A 21623-nucleotide genomic window follows, 5' to 3' on the forward strand; every position below is an offset into this window, starting at 1 on the left:
TTTAAAGACTAAAATGCGGATTTTCGATTAATCCAACCACATTGCCAAACGGGTCACGAACAGTCGCGACCTTAATCCCATCACCCACATCCTGACTATCGGTGTGAGCGGTAGCGCCCAGATCAAGTAAACGCTGCACACTGGCTTCAATGTCGGAAACGCCCCAGTAGGTTACTGTGCTACCTTCAGCAATCTGTGCAGCAGGATCAAGCCCCAGTTCGTATCCGCCAACGTTAAAGCCAACATAGAAAGTCTGATCGAAATACGGCTCAAGCCCTAACGCTTTTGTGTACCATTCTTTGGTTTCGAGAAGGTTCGGAGCAGCATAAATTACCGTTCGCAATCCTAAAAAATTCGTATTCGCCATAGAGTCTGAGGTTTGTAGTTTGTAGTTTGAGGTTTGTCGCCTAACCGACTCCAACTATCAAACTACAAACTTCTTCAGCAACCTGGTTCAGCTATAAATTATGAAAACAAACCCAATTGTACTGGTTCTTTTTCGTCACTTTCCGTCGTTCCTATACTAACCGAATCGGCAACAGGGGCCACTTTTACGGCCTCTTTCACCACTTTCGGTGCTAATAACTTAACCTCTTTAACTTTGGCGAACGGCAATTTATTACCCAATGCTTTCCAACCTCGAACATCAATAAATCCATCCGGCTCCAGAATCATTTTTTCCAGTGGTCCCCGGTCTTTTACCTGATGAATAATCTCGATACGCGGATGCCGATCTGCTGTAACGGCTAGTGATTTAGATCCTTTCGTATCACCAATAAAGCTGAATTTTTTGTCTAAAGTCGTCGTTTCGACTTTGAATCGTTTTACAAACCAGGCTTTCTGGTTTGCTTCATAATAAACCGCCGACAACACTGTCTCGGGGTCAAATTTCATGAGTACGGCCACATCATTAGGCTCGTAACGGTTGGTCAGATCAAAACTCGTCAATTCGTATTGGCCATCTTTATAAACGACCAGAATGCTGTCTTTGGCGTCAAAATTCCCCAGCAACTTACCGCGCTCGTCGCGGTTAAGCCGCCCCAAGTGTTCGTCGTACCAGATATCTACGCCACCGAGCGTCGACACACCGCCCGTTTTCTGGGTAATTTTCCGAACCGGGTACTTTGTCAGGATATTCCCCTGCGCCGAGCGGTTTTTAATCCCAACACTGGCAAAATCATAATCAAACTGCTTAATCTTCGCCGAACTCTGAGCCGTCAGGTTAATAGTAATGACTTCCGCTTCTCCATTATCGTTGGCACTAAAATAAGTTAGTTTCGACTTGGGATTACCCATTGTCAGGTCATACTCACGGTCGCGGGTAACGCCCGTAACCGGAAATCGCTTAGCCATTGAAATACCTGACTTTCCATCCAGGTAAATCAGGTTATAAATCTTACGCTCATCGTTTTTCTTGAATACGGAAACGTAGAGAATATCCTTGCCGACAAATACTTTATCCTGAATTTTCGTGACCAGGCATTTGCCATCGCGCCGGAATACAATGATATCGTCGATGTCTGAACAATCGCTGACGTATTCTTCCTTTTTCAGTCCGTACCCAATAAAACCGCCTTCGCGGTCGACATACAGTTTCTGATTGGCAGCGGCTACCACACTGGCAGCAATGGTGTTGAATCCCCGAATTTCGGTTTTGCGCTCACGCCCTTTGCCGTACTTCTTTTGCAGGTCTTTATAATAGTTGATGGCGTAGCGGGTAATGTTGGCCAGATTATCCTCTGTTTCGGCCAATTCCTGCTCTAATCGGCGCATTAACTCCTCCGCTTTGAAGCCATCATATTTGGAAATCCGCTTGATTTTAATCTCCGTCAGGCGAATAAGATCATCTTCTGTAATGGCCCGATAAAACTGTTTTTTAAAGGGTTTGAGTGCCTTATCAATCGTTTCGAGTACGGCTTCAAAGGTTTCGCACTCTTCTATTTTCCGGTAGATGCGGTTCTCGATGAAAATCTTTTCGAGCGAACTATACAGCAACCGTTCCATCAGTTCACTACGTCGAATCTCCAGTTCGCGTTGCAGCAACTGCACGGTTTGGTGCGTATTGACCCGCAGGATGTCTGTTACACTAACGAAATGTGGTTTGTCACCAATGATTACGCAGGCATTGGGCGAAATGCTTACTTCACAATCCGTAAAGGCGTAGAGGGCATCAATCGTCACATCAGGCGACACGCCCGGCTGTAAGTGAACCAGAATCTCAACATCTCTCGCCGTGTTGTCAACCACAGCAGCCACGTTCCGACTAGGCGCTTTGATCCGGATTTTACCAACCTCAGCCGCCTTGACAATCGAATCGATCAATTGCGACGTGGTAACGCCAAAAGGCACATCACGTATAGCGAGGATTTTCTTATCGACTTCTTCAATTTTAGCCCGCACCCGTACCTTACCACCCCGGTGCCCATCGTTGTAATTGCTCACATCAATGTGGCCACCGGTCTGAAAATCGGGGAAAAGCGATACGGGTTTATCTTTCAGAATCTGAATGGAAGCCTCTATAAGTTCATTGAAATTATGAGGCAGAATTTTGGTCGAAAGACCAACAGCGATCCCCTCTACGCCCTGCGCCAGCAGGAGTGGGAATTTTACGGGCAGTGTAACCGGCTCTCGTTTGCGGCCGTCGTACGACAATTGCCACTCGGTGGTTTTGTCGTTGTAAATGGCATCCTGTGCAAACTTCGAGAGACGTACTTCAATATAGCGCGGGGCAGCGGCTCCATCGCCGGTACGCACATCGCCCCAGCTACCCTGGGTATCGAAGAGGAGTTCTTTCTGGCCAATGTTAACGAGTGCTTCCCCAATAGAGGCATCGCCATGCGGGTGAAACTGCATCGTTTGGCCAATCACATTGGCCACTTTGTTAAAGCGACCATCGTCCATCTCTTTCAGGGCATGCAGAATCCGGCGTTGAACCGGTTTCAGGCCATCTTCGACGGCAGGCACAGCCCGTTCAAGAATAACGTAGGATGCGTAATCGAGAAAGTAGTTTTCGTACAACCCTGACACGACAGTCTGATCATGCAGGACTTCATTAATAGGTTCAGTGGGTAATTGATCCGATCCAAGGGCGTCGGTCAGCTCAGTTTCATCGGTCGATGAAAATCCTTCAGGTTGCTGGTTGTCGTCCTCTATCGGCTGTTCATTTTCTTCGTTTGTCATTGACTTGCTTCAGGAACTGTTCCAGTGGATTAGTACGCAGATAAATCGAGCGATTGGTGTCGCGTTCGACTCCTTAAATATACAAAAAAAAGTTGAAAAACGGGCTTATTTGCCATTAAAAGGCTACTCCCAGAAAATAAGTTTAATTTATTCGTCAATACCCTCGTCCTAGTTCAACCTCGTTCTCCACAGGTTGTCCTGCCTGAAAAAGGACCAGATTTCGCAAAAACTGAGCGACCTTTCCAGCATCTTCGTCAGGCTGTCCTCCCCCAGTGTGCTGGGTAAGTAACACATTGGACAATGTCCAGAGCGGGTTGTCTGTTGGCAGCGGCTCGGTAGCGGTTACGTCCAGCACAGCACCGCCCAGCTGGCCCGACTGCAACGCCTTGATCAGCGCTGGCTCGTCGGTGGTGCTGCCGCGGCCAACGTTTGCGTATAGACTACCGGGTTGCATGGCCTCAATCAGTTCGGCAGAGTAAAAACCGGTCGCTGTTCCGGGCAGGCAATTCACTACAATATCGATTCTGGGCAAAATCGCTTTGAGTTCTTCGGCCGAATGCAAATCGGCGTGTGGATCGGTGCGGGCCAGCATATATAGTTCGCAACTGAATCCCGATAACATCTGGCGCACTGACTGCCCAATAGTTCCTGTACCCAGAATGACGACTCGCTTCTTCCACAACAAATTCGTGCGGGCGCGAATAGGCGCACCCACCCACTCGGAACGGCTTTGCAGTACGGCCAATTCTGGTATAGCCCGATAAAGCGCCAGAATGCCCGCCACCATCGTTTCGGCACAAGGCAAAGCAAAGTAATCGCCCATATTGGCGATTGTGGCGTTAAGCTGAACCGATTTATACCCATCAAAACCTGCCGAATCCAACTGCCAGAATTTTAGATTGGGCAGCGATTCTGCAAACCAGGAAGCGGGTGGATTGCCCAGAATGAAGTGGGCCGATCTGAATACAGATTGTTGTTCTACCGTAGGTACGTCATCTCGAAATATGACAGAGATGTCGGCAGGAAGTTGCTGTTGGAGTTCAGCTTTAAGCGTGGTATCAAACGCGGAGTTGACAAATAGTTGCATAAAATTAAAACACAAGGAGCGCAAAGTATGTCGCAAAGAACGCAAAGAATTTATAGCCTTGCCCCTCTCTGCGTTTTTACCTTGCGCTCACTACAGTTAAATAAATTCTTACTTCACTCCTTTCAACTGACCCAATAGCCAGTTGGTCATTTTTTCGGTTTGTTCGGGATAGGTCCAGTGGCCTGTGTCCAGCACGACGTCCAGCATTTTAGGTCCGGGGATAACGTTATAGGCTGCATACATGGACGTTGGCGGGCAGGTCTCATCGTTGAAGCCCCACGAATAATAACCCGGCACATTGACCGTTCGGGCGAAGTTAACTACGTCGTAATAGCCCGTTGTCTTGATTCGGTCAGGTTTGTTGTTGAACGCCAGATTATCGCCCGCGAATAGGTGCGGCCATCCCCCGGCACGACCATTGAGGTAACCGGTCACATCGGCAAGGGCCGGATAATAGGCCCCCAGCCATTTGATGCGTGAATCCAAACCAGCCGTAACGATCGACAGAGCACCACCCTGACTCCCACCCGTAACAGCTAGATTTTGTCCATCATACTGTGGCATACTCACCAGAAAATCTACGGCACGCACACAGCCCAGATAAACGCGTTTGTAATAATAGCGATCGCGGTCATCAAGATTAGCCGCCTGATACCCATTGAGTGGTCCTCGGCTGAGGTTGTCATACACAATGGGGTCCATCGTAACCGGAACCCCATGAATACCAACTTCGAGGGTAATAAACCCTTTCTCTGCTTCAGCAATCATCCCATTATACGGCCGGACACCCGCACCAGGCACGCGAAGAATAGCAGGGTATTTGCCCTCTTTCTTGGGTACGCACAAAATCCCATAGAATCGGGAGTTGTTAATATTTTGAAGATTGAGTTGATAAACGTTCGTGAGTTCGGTACAGCGGTCCGGCAGAAGCGTCATGCGGGCATCCATCGGAATTTTGGCCAGATCAGCCTTCGCCTGATCCCAGAACGCCTTAAAATCAGCGGGATTCGCTACGGTTGGCTTGATCGTTTGTGGTTCGAAACCAGCCGTTGTGAGCCCCCGATACTCTTTACCATCCAGTTCTACGGTAGCAATACAGCGAAGAAAGCCCCCCGTTTTCATCGTACCTCCCTCTAGTGCCAATGTTCCGTCTTTCAGCGTGACGGTTTCTTTTTTGGTCGGCTCCATCTTCTCGGGCCCGATTTCATAGCGGAGTTTTGCCCCTTTCAGCAGCACACTACTCTTATAAACCGACACGTTGAATTTGACAGGCTCACCGATTTTATAGAGCCAGTCGGCATGGTCGGGGGTGATGATTACTTTAACTAGCCGCTCAACTGGTTGAGCCAGCGCGTTTGTAAACCATAGTAGTAATAACCCAGGAAGCAACAGTTTTTTCATGGAATGTAGCGCAAGTGTTTGTTCTATCATTCACACAAAGCAACGTCGGCGGGAATTATAACCGGGGCTGACTCAATCAATACGTGCAGGCGTTCGATAAGCCTGACGAACCGGCTGCAAATTCACGATGCAGCGGATAAGCAACGTCATTGGGAACAACACATCGAAACCACCCGGTATTTTCGAGAACAGTATCCCCAGTAAAATCAGGAGCGCTGTTGTTCCAAAATACAGTGTCCGGCGTCGTGCTGTAGCCTTTGAGCTGGTGGCCCAGAAGATGAGTGGCAAGTGTAGCGGCATAAGGTATAATAGCGTGGCATTCCAGGATGTCACCCCATCATCTCTAATTAGCCAAAGCACCAGTAAAAACCAGCCGAGAAAACCTACAATACTAAACAGGAGTCGATCAAACCAGCTATCCACCTTACCCGCAACCTTATAACGACGTATGGTAAACAGCGCGACCAGAACCCCCAATATAGCAAAGACAACATCGGGATCGAGAAGCAGGGAAACCTGCTGGCGAAACGTCTCCTGAGGAGCAAAGATGGTTTGTACACTACTTACTAAAGGAACAATCTGCCCGTTCGCTTGTCGCAGCGTGGCATGAGCGAACTGGTCGAATAGCCGCTCGGGCAAATACATTGCGTGCCAGCCATCTGTTTGTTCATCAGACGGTTTTCCAATAGCGAGATTCATGCCCAACTGATACCAGGGCATTTCCTCCAGATACTCGTTCATCAAATCGCGGTACGATTTACCGGTCATGCGTGAACGTGACGGAATTGTCAGACTATCACCGCAGGCATTGGCAATCATATCCCGAGGGCGCGTGGAACAGTTATCATAATAAAACTTGTACCGATACTCCCGGTTTTGAGGCAAATAATTCTCCTCTAATGCCGAAAATAGCCGCTGCCGCTGGATGGGCGATAAATTCAGTGACTGCTCCCGAATACTTCGGTTTGTTTGCTGATAGTAGTAAAGAACCTGATATAAATTATGGACCGTTAGGTTATACGGCAGCGTACCCCGCAAAAATTTTATGATGAAATAGTCAGCCCGATAATCGAAGCCACCAAAACTATAATCCCTATCAAGGCCCAGCATTGGATCAGTAAATCGTATTTCGGTATGCCCAAAGACCGATGAAATATCGTCATTACCAGGGCCGTACGTAATCAGGCTTACACGAGCAGCGGGAGAGAGCGTTTGGCTGAATGATGAATGATGAATGATGAATGATGAATAAAGAGTAAGGACCAGGATAAAAGTCCATCGTTTTATTCCATGCTCTGAGCCCCATGCTCCACGCTCCTTATTCATCTTCGTCGTCATCAACGTCATTGTCATAAACTCGTTTGGCCTTGCCTCGGCTTGGCTCTTTTCCCTGGACACAAATAACCAGTTCACCTTTGATCGTTTTTTGGGCAAAATACGCAATAAGTTCGGACAATGGCCCGCGCTTATTTTCTTCGAATAGTTTGGTGAGTTCGCGGGAAACGCTGGCCTGTCGATCGTGGCCGAACAGGTCAGCAAATTGCTGGAGGGTTTTTAGAAGTCGATGGGGTGATTCGTAAAAGACCATAGTACGCTCCTCCCCTGCCAGTTCGGCCAGGCGCGTTTGCCGGCCTTTTTTGTGTGGTAAAAACCCTTCGAATGTAAATCGGTCGTTGGGCAAGCCGGAATTAACCAGCGCTGGCACAAAAGCTGTCGGGCCGGGCAGACACTCAACTGGAATATCGTTTTTAATGCATTCGCGCACGAGCAGAAAGCCAGGATCTGAAATTCCCGGAGTACCTGCATCCGAAACCAGGGCGAGCGTTTTTCCTTCTTTTAGCTGACCCACCAACCGCTGTACAGTCTGATGCTCATTAAAAATATGGTAGCTATGCAGCGGCTTACTGATGCTCAGGTGACGCAGCAACACGCCTGATGTACGCGTATCTTCAGCCAGAATTGCATCAACACTTTGTAGCGTTTTAATGGCTCGAAGCGTGATGTCGTCAAGATTGCCGATGGGCGTCGGCACAAGAAATAGTTTCAAGTTCGATTAGTGTTTCAGGTTCCTTCGTTAAACCGATTCTCCGGCATGGCTCAAAGTTCGGCAACCAACCTGGAACATTAAACAATTTTATCAATTGCCGCTGCCAGTTTACGATCTTTATCGGTTATGGTATCGCCAGCGTCGTGGGTCGAGAGCTTGATTGTGACCTGATTATAGACATTCGACCACCAGGGATGGTGGTTCATTTTTTCAGCAATAAGGGCCACGCGAGTCATAAACGCAAAGGCTTCACTAAAATCAGCGAACTGAAAATCGCGGGTGAGTTGGTTATCTTGTTCCTGCCACATAAACTAGTTAATAATTGATTGTTAATGGTCAACCGTGAGTGGGGCTCTTCTGTTCAGCGCCAATTGGATATTGCTGGATAGCCTCATACGTGTATGCCTGTCCGTTAGCTTTATAAAGCTATTTCATTATAGTATAGACTAAATTTTTACCTACTCAACAACTAGTAACTTATTGATTTTCATGCTATATATAGTTAATTGATTTAATTTTTCTCCAACTTAAAGTGACCAAAAGTTAATTTATTCGTCAACATATAAACTTGTTATTACTCACCGTTCCTAATGCGCCTATTGTTTGTTATAGTGTTTCTGGTAACCAGTCTAATTAATAGCGGGTGTACCGAAACAAACAAGTCTCATTCCGAAACGTCAACGGGGGTCAAGCCCACCTCTATCCATCAGAATGGCCAGTCATTTCAGTTGTTACGCTACGGGAAACCGTATTTTATTAAGGGCGCTGGAGGGGTAAGTCATCTGTCTCAATTAAAATCTTGTGGTGGTAATTCGGTGCGCATCTGGGACGATCTTGAGGCCAGTTCCATTTTAGACCAGGCTCAGTCGTTGGGGCTAACCGTATTTTTTGGGCTTTGGGTAGAACGTGAAATGGAAGGTTTCGATTATGATGATCAGACGGCCGTCGATCGTCAGTACGAGCGCATTCGCAAAATTGTGCTCAAATATCGACACCACCCTGCCTTATTAATGTGGTGCGTAGGTAATGAGTGGGCAATGGAAGCGAGCAACTTCCGGGTGTATGATGAAGTTAATCGCCTGGCGGCACTTGTTCATGAACTCGACCCCGACCATCCGGTTGCAACCGTTATTTCGCCCGATAGTGAACGAGCTATTTGGCTAGTGCAGGAACGTTGTCCAGCCGTTGATGTTTTGGCGGTTAACTCCTATGCGCTGACTGAAAAGTTGCCTCAATTTTTAAAAAAAGGCGGGTGGGATAAACCCTATTTAATTTCCGAATATGGCGCACAAGCGTATTGGGAAACGCCTGTTACTCCCTGGAAAGCGCCAATCGAACCAACCAGCCAGCAGAAATACGACTACTTAAACGGATTTTACCGTAAGTATATTGGTTCTCAACCACCTAATTGCTTCGGCTCCTATCTATTCTACTGGGGTTTTAAGCAGGAAGAAACCCATACCTGGTTTAATGTATTTGACGATCAGGGGCGATCAACCCCAATGGTAGAATTGATGCAACTCCTATGGTCAGGAAAACAGTCTCCCAATAAAGCCCCTGTGGTAAAGGCATTATTAATCGATGGAAAGCCTTCTGCATACCAGTCATATACGCCCTCGACATTACCTCATCAGGCACATATAGTGGCCAATGATCTGGATGGCGACACGTTAACTTACTATTGGGAAATTAAACGGCGTGCTCAATTTTCGGCAGATTATGCCGGCACTCCTCTGCCTGCCATAAAAGGGTTGATCTCAAGCCCTGATCACGCACTTATCTCATTCAAATTGCCTGATAAGCCGGGCGCTTATCGATTATTTGCTTATGCATATGATACGCATCGGCATGTTTCATCAGCCAATTTTTCTTTTGAAATAAAGGCCGATAGTTCGGCTAAATAATGCTTGGTTTTACCAGAATAGTCTCGTATAAATTAAGAGCGTCATCAATTTGGAAGCCTATTCATTATAGGCTTTCTGTTTTATCTATAGATACTCTGGTATTTTAATTTTCTCCTGATTTACTTTTAATAAAACTATCTACCTTTAATTGACACCGAGTTTATGCGAAATGTTATTGGAATTGCAAAAAAAGTATTAGGTATACACCCGCAACAGGGCGTAAAACCGCTCAAAGATTTAGTTCATATTGGGTCAAATTATCATGGATATTACCTCCCTGATAATTTTCTAACAAGTGATTCTATTTGCTATTGCATCGGCGCTGGTGAAGATATTTCGTTTGACACTGAATTAAAAGTTATTTATGATGCCCAAGTGTATATTTTTGACCCAATGCCCGAAGGTATCAATCATTTCCATACGCTAAAAGAGTGCACAAAACAGGGACAACTACTTACTATAGAGCCAACTGTACCATTCACTTATCGAATATCGGAAGATCAATTGGAGTCAATTACATTTGTTGAAATTGGTGTGTGGGATCGTAAAACAAATCTAAAATTTTTTGCTCCTGAACGCGATGACTATGCTTCACATTCCCTTTATTTATTCCAGGACTCCAAAGAGTATATAGAAGCTCCAGTCGACCGACTAGGCAATCTAATGAATATGTTGGGACACAGTAGTGTGGATGTTGTAAAAATAGAAATTGAGGGCGCAGAATATACGGTAATTGACACAATTATTGATGATAATTTAGATGTTAAGTCGATCTTAGTAGAATTTGATGAAGTTCATAACGCCAATGATAAATCGTTTCATTTTCGAATAAAAAAATCGTGCGATAGATTAAAAAAAGCAGGCTATGTATTAGTGCACTCTACGCAATATCTGAAACGAACATTTATTAGAGAAGATGTCTATAATTCACTAAAAAACAGAGAGCGTATATTGCCTGATGTAAAGGCGCGTAATCAGTATGAAACGTTAGAAGCTCCTGTTATAAAATAAGAAACGAGTTTATTACCCCGGTCGAATTGCCCAAGCGGTTACAACTGGCTTGTCTGAACAAAAAACGCTGATTCTACCAGAATCAGCGTTTCCTATGCTCAAATTCTAATCAATAGCACAAACCATTCACCGGATTGTACTCCACCAAACCCTAATACGCCCTGCGGAGGGTTAGCGTTGCACTATCCTATAAATAAGGGGTTCAATTCAGTAACCAAATGACTGCTTAGCTTCAAGCTAAGCAGGTCATCTTAGTAGAGCACTGACTCAGAAAATCAACTTCCAGAGATTCTCAATGACCAGCCAGAATAGCGAAGCCGAGATCATAAAAATTAGCGTCCAGGGACCAGGTACAGGCAGGGACTTCTTCTTGAATTCCATGACAATAATTTGGATGATGAAGTAAAGTCACAGCATACAAATTAAGGCTAAGTGAATATAGATAACTCTTTAACTGGCAAAAGGTTAACATTAACACAAAATCTTTACCAGCAACGACCAGTGGAGCCATTAAACTCAGGAAGACAGTTCAGGTAGGCAGCAAGTTGCCCAGGAGATAGACATTTTTTATTAATCGACGAAAAAAAAAGATTACCAAAGCAATCCGTATCGCTCCAATTATCGTACATGTGATTTTTTGGTTAAAAAGAGGAAGTTTTGAAACGCCTGGTCGAGATGAACCGGGCGTTTTTGTAAACTTGATAACGATTGTACCCAGGCTTATCAGATTCCCATAGGCAGTCAATAGTAATCTCCAGGGCCAAACACTACCGTTTAATCAGTTCATTAACGGCTAAAAGTAGTATCGATAGTAGATTGCTTTCCTGGCGGCTATCTAACAAACCTTTCATACAACTTAAATGGGCTACTTTATTACGTTCTTGCTTGGCGTTCTCCTGCTCCTGGGCTCATTATACTTTTTTTCTACATCTATTAAGTTTATTAAGACGGGCAGCCGATCCATTGCTACGGTTGAAGAACTTCAAAAAGAAAGTGGGAGAAAAGGAAAATCCACCTATCGGCCTATTTTTAGGTTTACTACGATTACGGGTAAAGAGATTCATTACCCCTACAAAGTGGCGAGTTCTCCACCCGATTGGGCAATCGGCGAAAAAGCGACTATTATTTATCAGGTAAACGACCCCGAAAATCCAATGGTACTAACTTACTTCGGGGCTTTTGGCTGGGCAGTCATTTTGTTGGCAATTGCCGCAGTACTGCTCATTATTGGGGGTGGCTATTATATATTCGAAGCTTACTCGAAGCAATTTTTATTGTAAGTAATCGCTGTAGATTCACTCGTCAATCCAACCGAGCATTAGTCTGCGGCCATTGATTTACCTTGCGCCGAAAAACTAACTAGTTCACTAAAATGTCTGGCCGATCTGTCTCTTTTCTGCTGAGGAAATTAAGCATTATCTCCCTAATTTTAATCCTATTGACTCTGGTTACCGCGAAGGCTAGTATGCGGGCTGACAGTACCATACAAAAACAATACCTTACCCAGCTTCAAACGATTGGTAGAAGCTTCAGTCGACCCTTTCGTCAGCAATACGTCCAGAACTATTCTTTACCGGAGAGTAAGTTTCTGGCCAAGATTGATTCTGCCCGAGCATTATTAGATGGCGTATTGAACCAATATCGTAGTCAGTTGGATGCTGCTTTTGTCCAGCAACAGGAAGCGGAAATTCATTATTATTTTGATCGACTCCTGGCTGATTATCCTACTAATTATGCCATCTACACAGGCCACACTTACCCTTCTCATCCGCTGATTACTAAACGACTAGAGAAAAATCTACCGGATTTTAACCGGATAGACCTGCTGGCCAATTCGGACTTTACAGATTACGTCCGGGCATTCTTTTCGTTTCAAATCGACCACGAACTAAACAAGCCCAGTTATAACAATACAGATAATCAGGAATTACAGGCGGTCTGGAAGCTTATTCCCAACTATGTGACGAACCCAACATGCAGGGAGTTCTGGTACTATAATTATCTAGTTAACCATATTGAGAACAAATGAATTAAAGGTATCCATAGCCTATACAGGGATTTCATAAAGAGATGCCAGGATACAGTGCACCTGCATAAGATCACTCAGTTATATGAAGATGATTATAAGGGGCGTCAAGGTCATTTAGTCAAAGTCTACAAAAAAGTAGGTTCCTATCAACTGGACTTGCACTTATTCCTGCCGAATAAGCCGATTCAAAAGTGCCCGTTAATGGTTTATTTTCACGGTGGTAGCTGGTCAGAAGGCAAGCCTGACTGGTTCTTCGACGCCTGTAGAAGCGATGCTGAGCATGGTTGGGTAGCTTGTGCAGTGGAATATCGAATTTATGGGCGAGAAAGAACATTGCCCTTTGAAGCAGTAAAAGATGCGCGTTCGGCCATTAGGTGGCTGAGGCAGCATGCAACTGAATTCCATATCGATACGAGTCGTATCGTCGCTTCCGGGAACTCGGCGGGTGGGCATTTAGTGCTGACTTGCGCAATGGCTGACCAGTGGAATGAAAAAACGGATGACCTGCGTTTTAGCGCAACACCCAATCTACTGCTAGTTAATTCGGGGGTTTATGATCTTACAGACCAGACTACGGCCTGGATCAGGCAAACGCTTAAAAACAAAAATCTCGTCAAACAGATATCGCCAAATTTTCTGGTCCGAAAAGGTATGCCTCCCATTTTAGCGATCCATGGCACCCAAGATGGAAATGTACCTTTTTCGGGAGCCAAACGGTTTGAAACGGAAATGATCAAAGCAGGAAACCCGCTTGAATTTCATGCCCTTGAAGGTGCCTCTCATTTTATCTGGCTCGATAGGCGATATTCTACAACTGTAGATAGCTTACAAACTAATTTCCTAAAGAAATGGGGATATTAAGTAAGCAATTGGATAGTAATTTATTGATAATCAACAACCATTTAGAGGGTCATTCTATAACCATTTTTTGTTGACTACTAAAGTGGCTTGCCTCCTGGAGAGATTGCTTCAGTAGAGCAAGAATGGGCGGCTTGGTTATGTACTCATTCATACCTGCGGCTAAACAAATCTCCCGATCTTCCTGCATTGCGTTTGCCGTCAGGGCAATAATCCATGGTTGCGGAATAGCTTGTTGACGAATTAGGCGCGTTGCCGTCAGGCCGTCCATCTCGGGCATTTGTACATCCATCAAAATGACATCAAATCCCTGAGGCAGGATCGCGAGTGCCTCCTGGCCGTTATTAGCCACCGCCGGTGAGTAGCCTAACTTAGTGAGTACCCGCATCAGCACTTTCACATTGATGGGGCTATCTTCTGCAATAAGTATTCGTAACGGATATTGCTGGGCAAAGGTCAGGCTATAGGCTGACTCCGGACGCTCGACGGCTGGCAGCGAAATGGTATGATTCGATTTCAGAGCCTGTTGGATCAATTGGGCTAACTGCTGCTGATGGATAGGCTTCGTCAGGATAGCCGCAAACAGGTCAGCATGCGTTTTTCGACTTTCATCCCCCATCGAACTCAGCAGGATAATGGGTACGTTAGGGTGCCTTGCTTTTAGTATACTGGCCAATTCAAGGCCATCCATTTGCGGCATCTGGCGATCAGTGATAATCAAATCAAACAAGACCCGCTGGTCAAGTAACTCAAGGGCCTGCTGGCCCGAGCTGGCCAGTGTAGGCTTCAACTGCCATTGTTCGAGCTGAGCCTTCAGGATGGTTCGATTCGTCTGATTATCATCCACGAGCAGTACCGATTTCCCCGCATTATCTGCCGTATGGGCATACACATAGTGTTGTCTGATCTCCTGGCTCACCCGGCTCAGCAGGGTAAAATGAAAGCTGGTGCCTTTTCCCAGTTCACTTTCCACGTGTATGCTTCCGCCCATCAGTTCAATTAAACGCTGACTGATAATCAGACCTAAACCCGTACCTCCATATTGACGAGTGTGCGAGGAGTCAACCTGGGAAAAGGCTTTAAACAGACGGTCGATTTTGTTAGCGGCAATGCCAATACCCGTATCACGCACCTCAAAGGCTAACTCGACGGCCTGATCAGGCAAGTGCTTGAGTAGATGAACGCTAACAACGATTTCGCCCTGCTGGGTAAATTTAATCGCGTTCCCTACCAGGTTAATCAGAATTTGTCGCAGGCGCAGACGGTCGCTAACGATCTGAGTAGGCACTTGATAGTCGATCTGATAAATCAGGTCCAGACCAATCTGGGCGGCTTTCCCTGCAAACATATCCAGGACTTCCTCAATGCAATCCCGCAAATCAATATCCTGCTGTTCAAGTTCGAGGTGACCAGATTCAATTTTAGAAAAATCAAGAATGTCATTTATGACCCCCAATAAGCTTTCCCCACAACTGCGAATGGTATTGGTATATTCCCGCTGTTCATCGGAGAGAATTGTGTCTTCTAAAAGCGAAGTCATACCAATAACCCCGTTCATTGGGGTACGTATCTCGTGGCTCATGGTGGCCAGAAATACACTTTTAGCCTTATTGGCTGTTTCTGCTTCCAGGCGCGCCTGTTGCTCCTGAGCCGACTGTTGGGCCAGTTGCTCATTGAGAGCTTGCAGGTGCATAGCCTGATCCAGAATCTCCTGCTTTTGCTGGGTAACTTCCTGAGTTCGCTCCAGAACTTGTTTTTGCAATGACAGTTGTTGCTTTTTAATACTGCTGACCCGTAGCCGGTAAATCGTATACAGGCAACTCAGTAAGATCAAAGCCACCAGGCTTTTAAACCACCCCGTTTGCCAAAAAGGAGGGATAATATGGAGGTTTATAAAGGTGCCCGTCTCATTCCAGACCCCATCGTTATTCGAGGCTTTTACCCGAAAAACGTAGTCTCCGGGGTCCAGATTGGTATAGTTCGCAGTTCGCTTCGTACCCGCATTAATCCAATCCTTGTCGAAGCCTTCGAGTTTATAGTCATACTGATTCTTACTGGAAACCGTATAGTTCAAAGCTGCAAACCCAAAGGAAAGGACCGATTGCTCATAAGAAAGCGTAATATCCCGAGTCTCGCTGATTGCTTTTTTCAACGGAGATTGCTCATCCTGTACCCGAACCGATTTATTGAAAATCTGGAAATCGGTGATGTACACGGGTGGAATAAACTTATTAAAGCGCAGGCTATCTGGATAAAAGCTATTGAGTCCACTTAAGCCACCAAAAAACAATTGTCCCCGAGGGCTTTTATAACAGGCCATCCGGTTAAAAGAGCTTCCCTGCAACCCATCACTTGGATCAAAATTGCGAATTGCATGGGTCTTTGGATGAAAGGCCGTCAGGCCTTTATTCGTGCTAAGCCATAGCGTCCCCTGATGATCTTCCAGTATACCCTGAATCACCTCATTGGGCAGCCCATCCTGCTGACGGTAAACCGTAAACGTTTGTGAATGGGCATCAAAGCGGTTCAAGCCTCCATTGGTACCAATCCAAAGTTCGCCAGTTGCGCTTTCGAACAGAACATTGACCAGATTGTTGCTCAGGCTTTTGGGATTTTTGGTATCATGTACATACTGGGTAAATGTGTTTTTAGCTGGATGGAATACATTCACTCCTCCACCTTCTGTCCCGATCCAGATATTGCCATCATGATCTTCCCAAAGAGTTGTAATTGTGGGGTAGTTTAACTTTCCCACCTGAGTACTGCTTGGTCGATAGCGAATTGTAGCCCCCGTCTTCTGATCGTATTGAATGAGACCCTCTTCAAAGGTACCGAGCCACATCGTTCCATTTCTGGCTTGTAGAATGGTACTGATACTGAGATCATTGAAGTCACCAACGGCGATAAAGGTACCAGTAGCCCGATTAAAAGCGCTTAATCCACCTTTAAAATTACCGGTCCAGATTTGCCCCGTGGCGTCTTCATAAATAGTCAGTACATAATTGCTGCCAATACTCGTATTCTTAAGGTCCGAGTGCATGTAAGAGCTGAAGGTTGACTTCCCTTTTTTGAGTACGTTTGCCCCACCTCCATCAGTGCCTAGCCATAAATCACCTTGTCTATCCTCCCGAATAGCGAGGATATTATTATTACTGAGGTTGTTGATATTGATTCCAGTGCGTTGATACAGGTTAAAATTCTGGGGTGCTCCATCCAGTTTGTTGACTCCGCCCGCGTACGTACCCACCCACATCGTTCCCTGACGATCGCGGTAAAGGGCATAGATAGAGCCGTTATTAAGCCCTTGATTATCTGCTTCCTGGTGTGTGTAATAGGAGAATGTACCATTTGTATGCAACACATTGATGCCGCCATTTCGCGTTCCGATCCAGAGATTCTGCTCGTTGTCTTCTGCCAGAGTAACCACGTCATTATGGGTTAACTGATAAGGCTTGGCCAGCGACCGCTGATAGTGGGTAAAGGTGCCCAATGTCGAATTAAAACGATTTAAACCACCTCCTTCCGTACCGATCCAAAGCCGACCTTTGGCATCCTCAAAGCAGATGTTTACTTTATTATGACTTAATGAGTTTGGATCAGCGGGATTATGTTCGTAATGACGAAAGGTGCTGGTCGCCTGATTCAACCGATTTAAGCCGCCCTCTGTAGTTCCAACCCAAAGCGTTCCGGCTCGGTCAATACAGATTGAACTTACTATATTATGGCTTAGGCTGGTAGTGTCCCCTGGCTGATGACTGAAGTGGGTAAACGTTTGCTGTTCAGGGTTAAATCGATCCAGTCCGCCCCCAGCAGTACCAATCCATAAGTAACCCTTCGCATCCTGCGCAATCGCCATTACCTTATTATGAGCAAGACTATTAGTACTGCCTGGCTTATGCTGGTAGTTGGTAAAACTTTCTGTATTCGGGTCAAATAAGCTCAACCCGCCTGCATCTGTACCTACCCATAATCGTCCTTGTTTATCCTCGAAGAGGGTATGAATATAGCTATGTCCCAGACTACTGGCTATCTGGGGATCATTCCGATACAGCGTATAGCTATAACCATCATATTTATTGAGTCCATCCTGCGTACCTAGCCACATAAATCCGCGCCTGTCTTGTAGAATGCAGGTCACGTTATTTTGGGAAAGTCCCTGATTGGTAGTCAAATGGGAAAATCGGACATTTTGGCGCTGCGCCTTTGCCACCTGGCCGATCAGTAGCCCTATTAGAAGTAAGTAGATAAAACGAACTGGCATTCTAATCGGTATAAATTACGGTATATGGTATTTATTTGTAAATATAGTAACATATTATATATTTATTTTACGTTAAGTAACATTAATAAAATTCTTACAGTAGATCCATCCAGTTCAGAGCAGCAAGCCCCCGACCAAGCTAAAGTTGTTTTACACCTTCTAGAATAATACTCCAAATAATCTGGGATGGCATCGCCTGTGCCTGAGGAGCGTAAATGGTGCGTTCATTATATTGTAAACCATTGGCAACCAGACTATCCCTGTCACAAGCCACAACAAAGTCGCCATTAGCTTTTAAGATAATATCAAAGTGAATGGACTTGCCAGGGGACACTTCAACCCACTTACCGCCAACGATGGAAGAGCCGTTAATATCTGGTGGAGTGATTGTGGTGGCATCGTACCAATGTGATGCTGGATTTTTCATAGTCTTTAAGTAACTTAATGATAATTAATTCGTGCCCTGATTATCAAGGCTAGTCGCGGATGTAAAGCCAGAAAAGAAGTAAACCACTACTAAGCAAGGCAATGATTTTTGTCCAGTGATAGGGTAACAGGTTCAGACCAATCAGTAGGAGCAATACCAGAATACCTGCGCCCAGAACGGCTGTCTCCAGCCCCCGCCCTGCCGCATCAGAGTGTCCTGTCTGATTAAAGGCGAAATAGAGCACTACGGCGCCCCATATACTAATGAGCCCCCAATTGATGACATTAATTACGGTGAAGATTTTCAGCATAGACATACTAAACAGTCGTTACTAGAGCCGGTGGATAGAAAGCTCATACAGTGAATAATGAATTAGCTCGTAGAACAAAAGTAGCTATGCGACCACGTATCAACTATTGATACTATCTAGCTGGCCGATATGAGGTAATAGCAGGCGCTAATAAGGGGATACTTAACACCACACATCTGTTGATCACTCTCTAACCCGACCGCACCTTCCACAACCGAATGGCCCAACACTACGACCTGCAGATCCCTGATTTCACCTGGGCTAGCTAAGCTCCCCCCGTTCAGACAGCCATCAAGCTCTAAGGTTCAGTAATGTCGCAAAAATTGTAACCGTCATATAGAGTATACAATAGAAACTATCCTGCTTTTTTAGCTCCCTAATACCGCCAATTAAACGCCTTTATGCAAACCAGGGAAACCAGTAATAATGAGGCCGTCAGTAGCCTGTACCGGAACTATGTTCTGATGATGCTGACCCTGGTATATGTCTTCAATTTTGTTGATCGGCAACTTCTTGTCATCCTTCAGGAATCGATAAAAAAGGAGTTACACTTGTCTGATACTCAGCTTGGGCTACTCTCAGGATTTACGTTTGCTCTATTTTACGTTACCCTGGGCATTCCTATTGCGCGCCTGGCCGACAAAACGAACCGTAGAAATATTGTGGCCGCATCTCTGGGCCTATGGAGTATTATGACTGCCTGCTCAGGGTTGGTGCGAAATTTCTTCCAACTGCTATTAGCCCGTATAGGCGTAGGTGTTGGGGAGGCAGGTGGAAGTCCTCCAGCTCATGCCATGATATCCGATTACTTCCCGCCCGAAAAACGGTCCACGGCCCTTTCTATTTACTCAACAGGCATTTATTTCGGGATATTGACGGGTTTTTTAATGGGTGGTTATCTGAACCAGCATCTTGGCTGGCGAACCGCTTTTTTTGTGGTGGGTCTACCTGGAATTATTTTTTCAGTGCTGTTTTATGCGTTAGTGAGAGAGCCTCGTCGTGGAGCAACCGATCTAAACCCCGCGCTGGCAATCGAATCGCCTTCCTTGCGTGAGGTGCTGAAGCGGTTGTATGCAACCAAAACCTTCGTCTATCTGGCACTGGCTACAGGATTGCATGTCTTTTGCCTCTACGGTGTGAATAATTGGGCGCCCTCTTTTCTATCGAGGCTTCACGGGATGAAGAATTCGGAAATAGGCGCTTTACTCGGTCCAATCTTCGGTATTGGTGGGGCAGTTGGTTCGTATGCCGGTGGGTTGCTAACCGATTATTTTGGAAAAACAGATAAAAGTCGGTACCTGAAAATTCCAGCTTACGCCATTATCATCTCTATTCCGTGTGTCACTGGAGCTCTCTTCTTACAGAATACAACCTATTCGCTGATCTGCTTAGGGTTAACTGCGTCTCTTCAAAGCCTGTATTTAGGGCCCTCTATTGCCGTGTCTCATAGCCTTGTTCCGCCGTCGATGCGTTCGCTTACGTCCGCTATCCTGTTTTTTGTGCTCAACTTGGTGGGGTTGGGTTTCGGACCATTGACCGTCGGAGTAATCAGCGATTGGCTCGCTCCATCTCTGGGTAATGAGTCTCTACGATGGGCGATGTCGATTGTAATCGTTATAAGTTTTGGATCGACTACCCTCTTTCTCATCGCAGCCAACAAACTGGCGGTCGATTTACGGTTGACGAGTTCAACCTCTCAATAGGTTTTCGACCCATCGTTGACCTGAATCATAACCCCTTACGCGATTCCTTTACATGTCTATTTTTGACAACCAACATACCATGATCCGTTACGTAATCGCCCTGTTTAGTCTATTTGCCTTTATCGTTTACTCAACTACCGTACAAGCCCAGCCGAAAGTCCTGACTGAAGCGGCTCCTGCGGCTGGGGGCTTTTCTGCTGCCCGCCTTGCCCGCCTGGATGCAGGTATGGAGGCTTGGGTCAACCAGAAATGGGTGAACGGTTCGGTGGTTCTTATTGCCCGCCACGGTAAAATCGTTTTCTATAAAGCGCATGGGTACAATGACCCGACCACGAAAGCACCACTCGACAAAACCGGCATCTTTCGGGTAGCCTCACAAACGAAAGCGCTCACCACCGCGGCCGTAATGATGCTATGGGAAGAAGGAAAATTTTCGCTGGACGATCCGGTTTCCAAGTTCATTCCATCCTTCGCCAATCAAAAAGTACTGGCTACCTTCAACGCAAAAGACACCACCTATACGACCGTTCCTGCTAAACGACCCGTCACGATTCGCGATCTGCTGACTCATACATCGGGGTTGGGCTATCCAGCGATTGGTCCTCCGGCAGAAAGTGCCATTTATGCAAAAAGCTACATGACGGGTGGGGTTGGTGTTAAGGGTCAAAAACTTTCCGACGCCATGACCCGCCTGGGTAGCCTGCCACTCTTTTTTCAACCCGGTGAACAATGGAAGTACGGGTTGAACATGGACGTATTAGGCTATTTAATTGAGAAGTGGTCGGGTATGAACCTGGAAGAGTTTTTTACGAAGCGTATTTGTCAGCCCCTTGGGATGAAAGATACTTATTTTAACGTGCCACCCGAAAAAGGCGCCAGACTGGTCAATTTTTTCCAGGGTGATTCTACCGGAACGATCAAAAAGCAGGCATCTGTTTTTGGTGGCTCGCTCGACATGAACTATCCGCTTCAAAAACACGACTATTTTTCGGGTGGTGGTGGCATGTCTACCACTGTTTATGATTATGCTATTTTCCTGCAAATGTTGTTAAATGGCGGAGAATATAACGGTGTACGGCTGTTGGCCCGCAATACGGTGCGCCTGATGACTATGAACCAAATTGGCGACCTTAGCCCCAATATCGGTGACCATGCCAGTGATAATAAATTTGGGTTCGGCTTTTTAGTTATTTCCGAAAACGGAAGCAAATTTACTCCCAGTCAGGCTGGTACTTATTCCTGGGGTGGCGTGTTTTCAACCTCTTACTGGGTCGACCCTAAAGAAGATATGCTGGTACTGATCTATCGGAATATGTGGGGGCCTTATGTATCTAATACAGATAAAGCCTTTAAGCCTTTGGTGTATCAGGCGCTCAATGATTGACAACTAAGTGAGTGCTTTCCT

17 protein-coding genes are annotated in these 21623 nt (G+C 45.8%); 7 read left to right on the forward strand and 10 right to left on the reverse strand.

Going from position 1 to position 21623, the window contains the following annotated elements; genetic code table 11:
* Window position 1: 1 nt before the first annotated feature.
* From GO755_RS08110 to GO755_RS08140, 7 genes are all read right to left on the reverse strand, one after another.
* On the reverse strand, window positions 2-367 hold the full coding sequence (locus GO755_RS08110; RefSeq protein WP_157584253.1) for a VOC family protein: 366 nt from the start codon (window positions 365-367) through the stop codon (window positions 2-4).
* 98 nt (window positions 368-465) lie between these two features.
* Window positions 466-3180 carry a DNA gyrase/topoisomerase IV subunit A gene (locus tag GO755_RS08115; RefSeq protein WP_157584254.1) on the reverse strand — a complete coding sequence of 905 codons (2715 nt, stop codon included), beginning with the start codon at window positions 3178-3180 and terminating at the stop codon, window positions 466-468.
* Between the two features lie 154 nt (window positions 3181-3334).
* The gene (locus GO755_RS08120) at window positions 3335-4267 is read right to left on the reverse strand and encodes a D-2-hydroxyacid dehydrogenase (protein ID WP_157584255.1); all 933 of its coding nucleotides are present in this window, start codon (window positions 4265-4267) and stop codon (window positions 3335-3337) included.
* 108 nt (window positions 4268-4375) lie between these two features.
* Window positions 4376-5668: an acetylxylan esterase gene (locus GO755_RS08125; RefSeq protein ID WP_157584256.1), complete on the reverse strand. Its 1293-nt coding sequence runs from the start codon at window positions 5666-5668 to the stop codon at window positions 4376-4378.
* A 72-nt stretch (window positions 5669-5740) separates the two neighbouring features.
* Window positions 5741-7021, reverse strand: a complete 1281-nt coding sequence (locus GO755_RS08130) for a lipoprotein N-acyltransferase Lnb domain-containing protein (RefSeq protein WP_317165817.1) — start codon at window positions 7019-7021, stop codon at window positions 5741-5743.
* Window positions 6987-7715 (reverse strand): 16S rRNA (cytidine(1402)-2'-O)-methyltransferase, encoded by a 729-nt coding sequence (rsmI, locus tag GO755_RS08135; RefSeq protein WP_157584257.1) that lies wholly within the window; start codon window positions 7713-7715, stop codon window positions 6987-6989. The genes GO755_RS08130 and rsmI overlap by 35 nt, the downstream gene beginning before the upstream one ends.
* A 77-nt stretch (window positions 7716-7792) precedes the next feature.
* Window positions 7793-8023 carry a 4a-hydroxytetrahydrobiopterin dehydratase gene (locus GO755_RS08140; protein WP_157584258.1) on the reverse strand — a complete coding sequence of 77 codons (231 nt, stop codon included), beginning with the start codon at window positions 8021-8023 and terminating at the stop codon, window positions 7793-7795.
* A gap of 282 nt (window positions 8024-8305) precedes the next feature.
* Here GO755_RS08140 and GO755_RS08145 point away from each other — a divergent pair, with 282 nt between their 5' ends.
* The 5 genes from GO755_RS08145 to GO755_RS08165 all read left to right on the forward strand — a co-directional run bounded on the left by GO755_RS08145 (window position 8306) and on the right by GO755_RS08165 (window position 13520).
* Window positions 8306-9619 carry a glycoside hydrolase family 2 TIM barrel-domain containing protein gene (locus tag GO755_RS08145; protein WP_157584259.1) on the forward strand — a complete coding sequence of 438 codons (1314 nt, stop codon included), beginning with the start codon at window positions 8306-8308 and terminating at the stop codon, window positions 9617-9619.
* 162 nt (window positions 9620-9781) lie between these two features.
* The gene (locus tag GO755_RS08150) at window positions 9782-10630 is read left to right on the forward strand and encodes an FkbM family methyltransferase (RefSeq protein ID WP_157584260.1); all 849 of its coding nucleotides are present in this window, start codon (window positions 9782-9784) and stop codon (window positions 10628-10630) included.
* An 860-nt stretch (window positions 10631-11490) separates the two neighbouring features.
* Window positions 11491-11910, forward strand: coding sequence for a DUF3592 domain-containing protein (locus tag GO755_RS08155; RefSeq protein ID WP_157584261.1), 420 nt, complete (start codon window positions 11491-11493; stop codon window positions 11908-11910).
* 158 nt (window positions 11911-12068) lie between these two features.
* Window positions 12069-12659, forward strand: coding sequence for a hypothetical protein (locus tag GO755_RS08160; protein WP_157584262.1), 591 nt, complete (start codon window positions 12069-12071; stop codon window positions 12657-12659).
* Between the two features lie 54 nt (window positions 12660-12713).
* Window positions 12714-13520, forward strand: a complete 807-nt coding sequence (locus GO755_RS08165; RefSeq protein WP_157584263.1) for an alpha/beta hydrolase — start codon at window positions 12714-12716, stop codon at window positions 13518-13520.
* A gap of 49 nt (window positions 13521-13569) precedes the next feature.
* On the opposite strand, the gene GO755_RS08170 is transcribed toward GO755_RS08165, so the two are convergent.
* From GO755_RS08170 to GO755_RS08180, 3 genes are all read right to left on the reverse strand, one after another.
* Entirely contained in the window at window positions 13570-17778 is a 4209-nt protein-coding gene (locus GO755_RS08170; RefSeq protein ID WP_157584264.1) for a hybrid sensor histidine kinase/response regulator, read from the reverse strand.
* 139 nt (window positions 17779-17917) lie between these two features.
* Window positions 17918-18205 (reverse strand): hypothetical protein, encoded by a 288-nt coding sequence (locus tag GO755_RS08175; RefSeq protein WP_157584265.1) that lies wholly within the window; start codon window positions 18203-18205, stop codon window positions 17918-17920.
* Window positions 18206-18254: 49 nt separating this feature from the next.
* The gene (locus tag GO755_RS08180) at window positions 18255-18521 is read right to left on the reverse strand and encodes a hypothetical protein (protein WP_198174782.1); all 267 of its coding nucleotides are present in this window, start codon (window positions 18519-18521) and stop codon (window positions 18255-18257) included.
* A 395-nt stretch (window positions 18522-18916) separates the two neighbouring features.
* Here GO755_RS08180 and GO755_RS08185 point away from each other — a divergent pair, with 395 nt between their 5' ends.
* Together GO755_RS08185 and GO755_RS08190 are read left to right on the forward strand one after the other, a co-directional pair.
* Window positions 18917-20218 carry a spinster family MFS transporter gene (locus GO755_RS08185; RefSeq protein WP_157584267.1) on the forward strand — a complete coding sequence of 434 codons (1302 nt, stop codon included), beginning with the start codon at window positions 18917-18919 and terminating at the stop codon, window positions 20216-20218.
* Window positions 20219-20297: 79 nt separating this feature from the next.
* Window positions 20298-21602, forward strand: a complete 1305-nt coding sequence (locus GO755_RS08190; RefSeq protein WP_157584268.1) for a serine hydrolase domain-containing protein — start codon at window positions 20298-20300, stop codon at window positions 21600-21602.
* The last annotated feature ends 21 nt before the right edge of the window (window positions 21603-21623 follow it).

This window comes from Spirosoma arboris, from assembly GCF_009754945.1.
GTDB classification, from domain to species: domain Bacteria; phylum Bacteroidota; class Bacteroidia; order Cytophagales; family Spirosomataceae; genus Spirosoma; species Spirosoma arboris.

What these genes read in the sequence shown, in the direction of transcription:
- GO755_RS08155 (WP_157584261.1), top strand. Translation starts at nt 11,491, where the DNA reads ATGGGCTACTTTATTACGTTCTTGCTTGGCGTTCTCCTGCTCCTGGGC.
- GO755_RS08140 (WP_157584258.1), bottom strand. Translation starts at nt 8,023, where the DNA reads ATGTGGCAGGAACAAGATAACCAACTCACCCGCGATTTTCAGTTCGCT.
- GO755_RS08115 (WP_157584254.1), bottom strand. Translation starts at nt 3,180, where the DNA reads ATGACAAACGAAGAAAATGAACAGCCGATAGAGGACGACAACCAGCAA.
- GO755_RS08130 (WP_317165817.1), bottom strand. Translation starts at nt 7,021, where the DNA reads ATGACAATGACGTTGATGACGACGAAGATGAATAAGGAGCGTGGAGCA.
- GO755_RS08145 (WP_157584259.1), top strand. Translation starts at nt 8,306, where the DNA reads ATGCGCCTATTGTTTGTTATAGTGTTTCTGGTAACCAGTCTAATTAAT.
- GO755_RS08120 (WP_157584255.1), bottom strand. Translation starts at nt 4,267, where the DNA reads ATGCAACTATTTGTCAACTCCGCGTTTGATACCACGCTTAAAGCTGAA.
- GO755_RS08190 (WP_157584268.1), top strand. Translation starts at nt 20,298, where the DNA reads ATGATCCGTTACGTAATCGCCCTGTTTAGTCTATTTGCCTTTATCGTT.
- GO755_RS08150 (WP_157584260.1), top strand. Translation starts at nt 9,782, where the DNA reads ATGCGAAATGTTATTGGAATTGCAAAAAAAGTATTAGGTATACACCCG.
- GO755_RS08125 (WP_157584256.1), bottom strand. Translation starts at nt 5,668, where the DNA reads ATGAAAAAACTGTTGCTTCCTGGGTTATTACTACTATGGTTTACAAAC.
- GO755_RS08170 (WP_157584264.1), bottom strand. Translation starts at nt 17,778, where the DNA reads ATGCCAGTTCGTTTTATCTACTTACTTCTAATAGGGCTACTGATCGGC.
- GO755_RS08110 (WP_157584253.1), bottom strand. Translation starts at nt 367, where the DNA reads ATGGCGAATACGAATTTTTTAGGATTGCGAACGGTAATTTATGCTGCT.
- GO755_RS08185 (WP_157584267.1), top strand. Translation starts at nt 18,917, where the DNA reads ATGCAAACCAGGGAAACCAGTAATAATGAGGCCGTCAGTAGCCTGTAC.
- GO755_RS08180 (WP_198174782.1), bottom strand. Translation starts at nt 18,521, where the DNA reads ATGTCTATGCTGAAAATCTTCACCGTAATTAATGTCATCAATTGGGGG.
- GO755_RS08175 (WP_157584265.1), bottom strand. Translation starts at nt 18,205, where the DNA reads ATGAAAAATCCAGCATCACATTGGTACGATGCCACCACAATCACTCCA.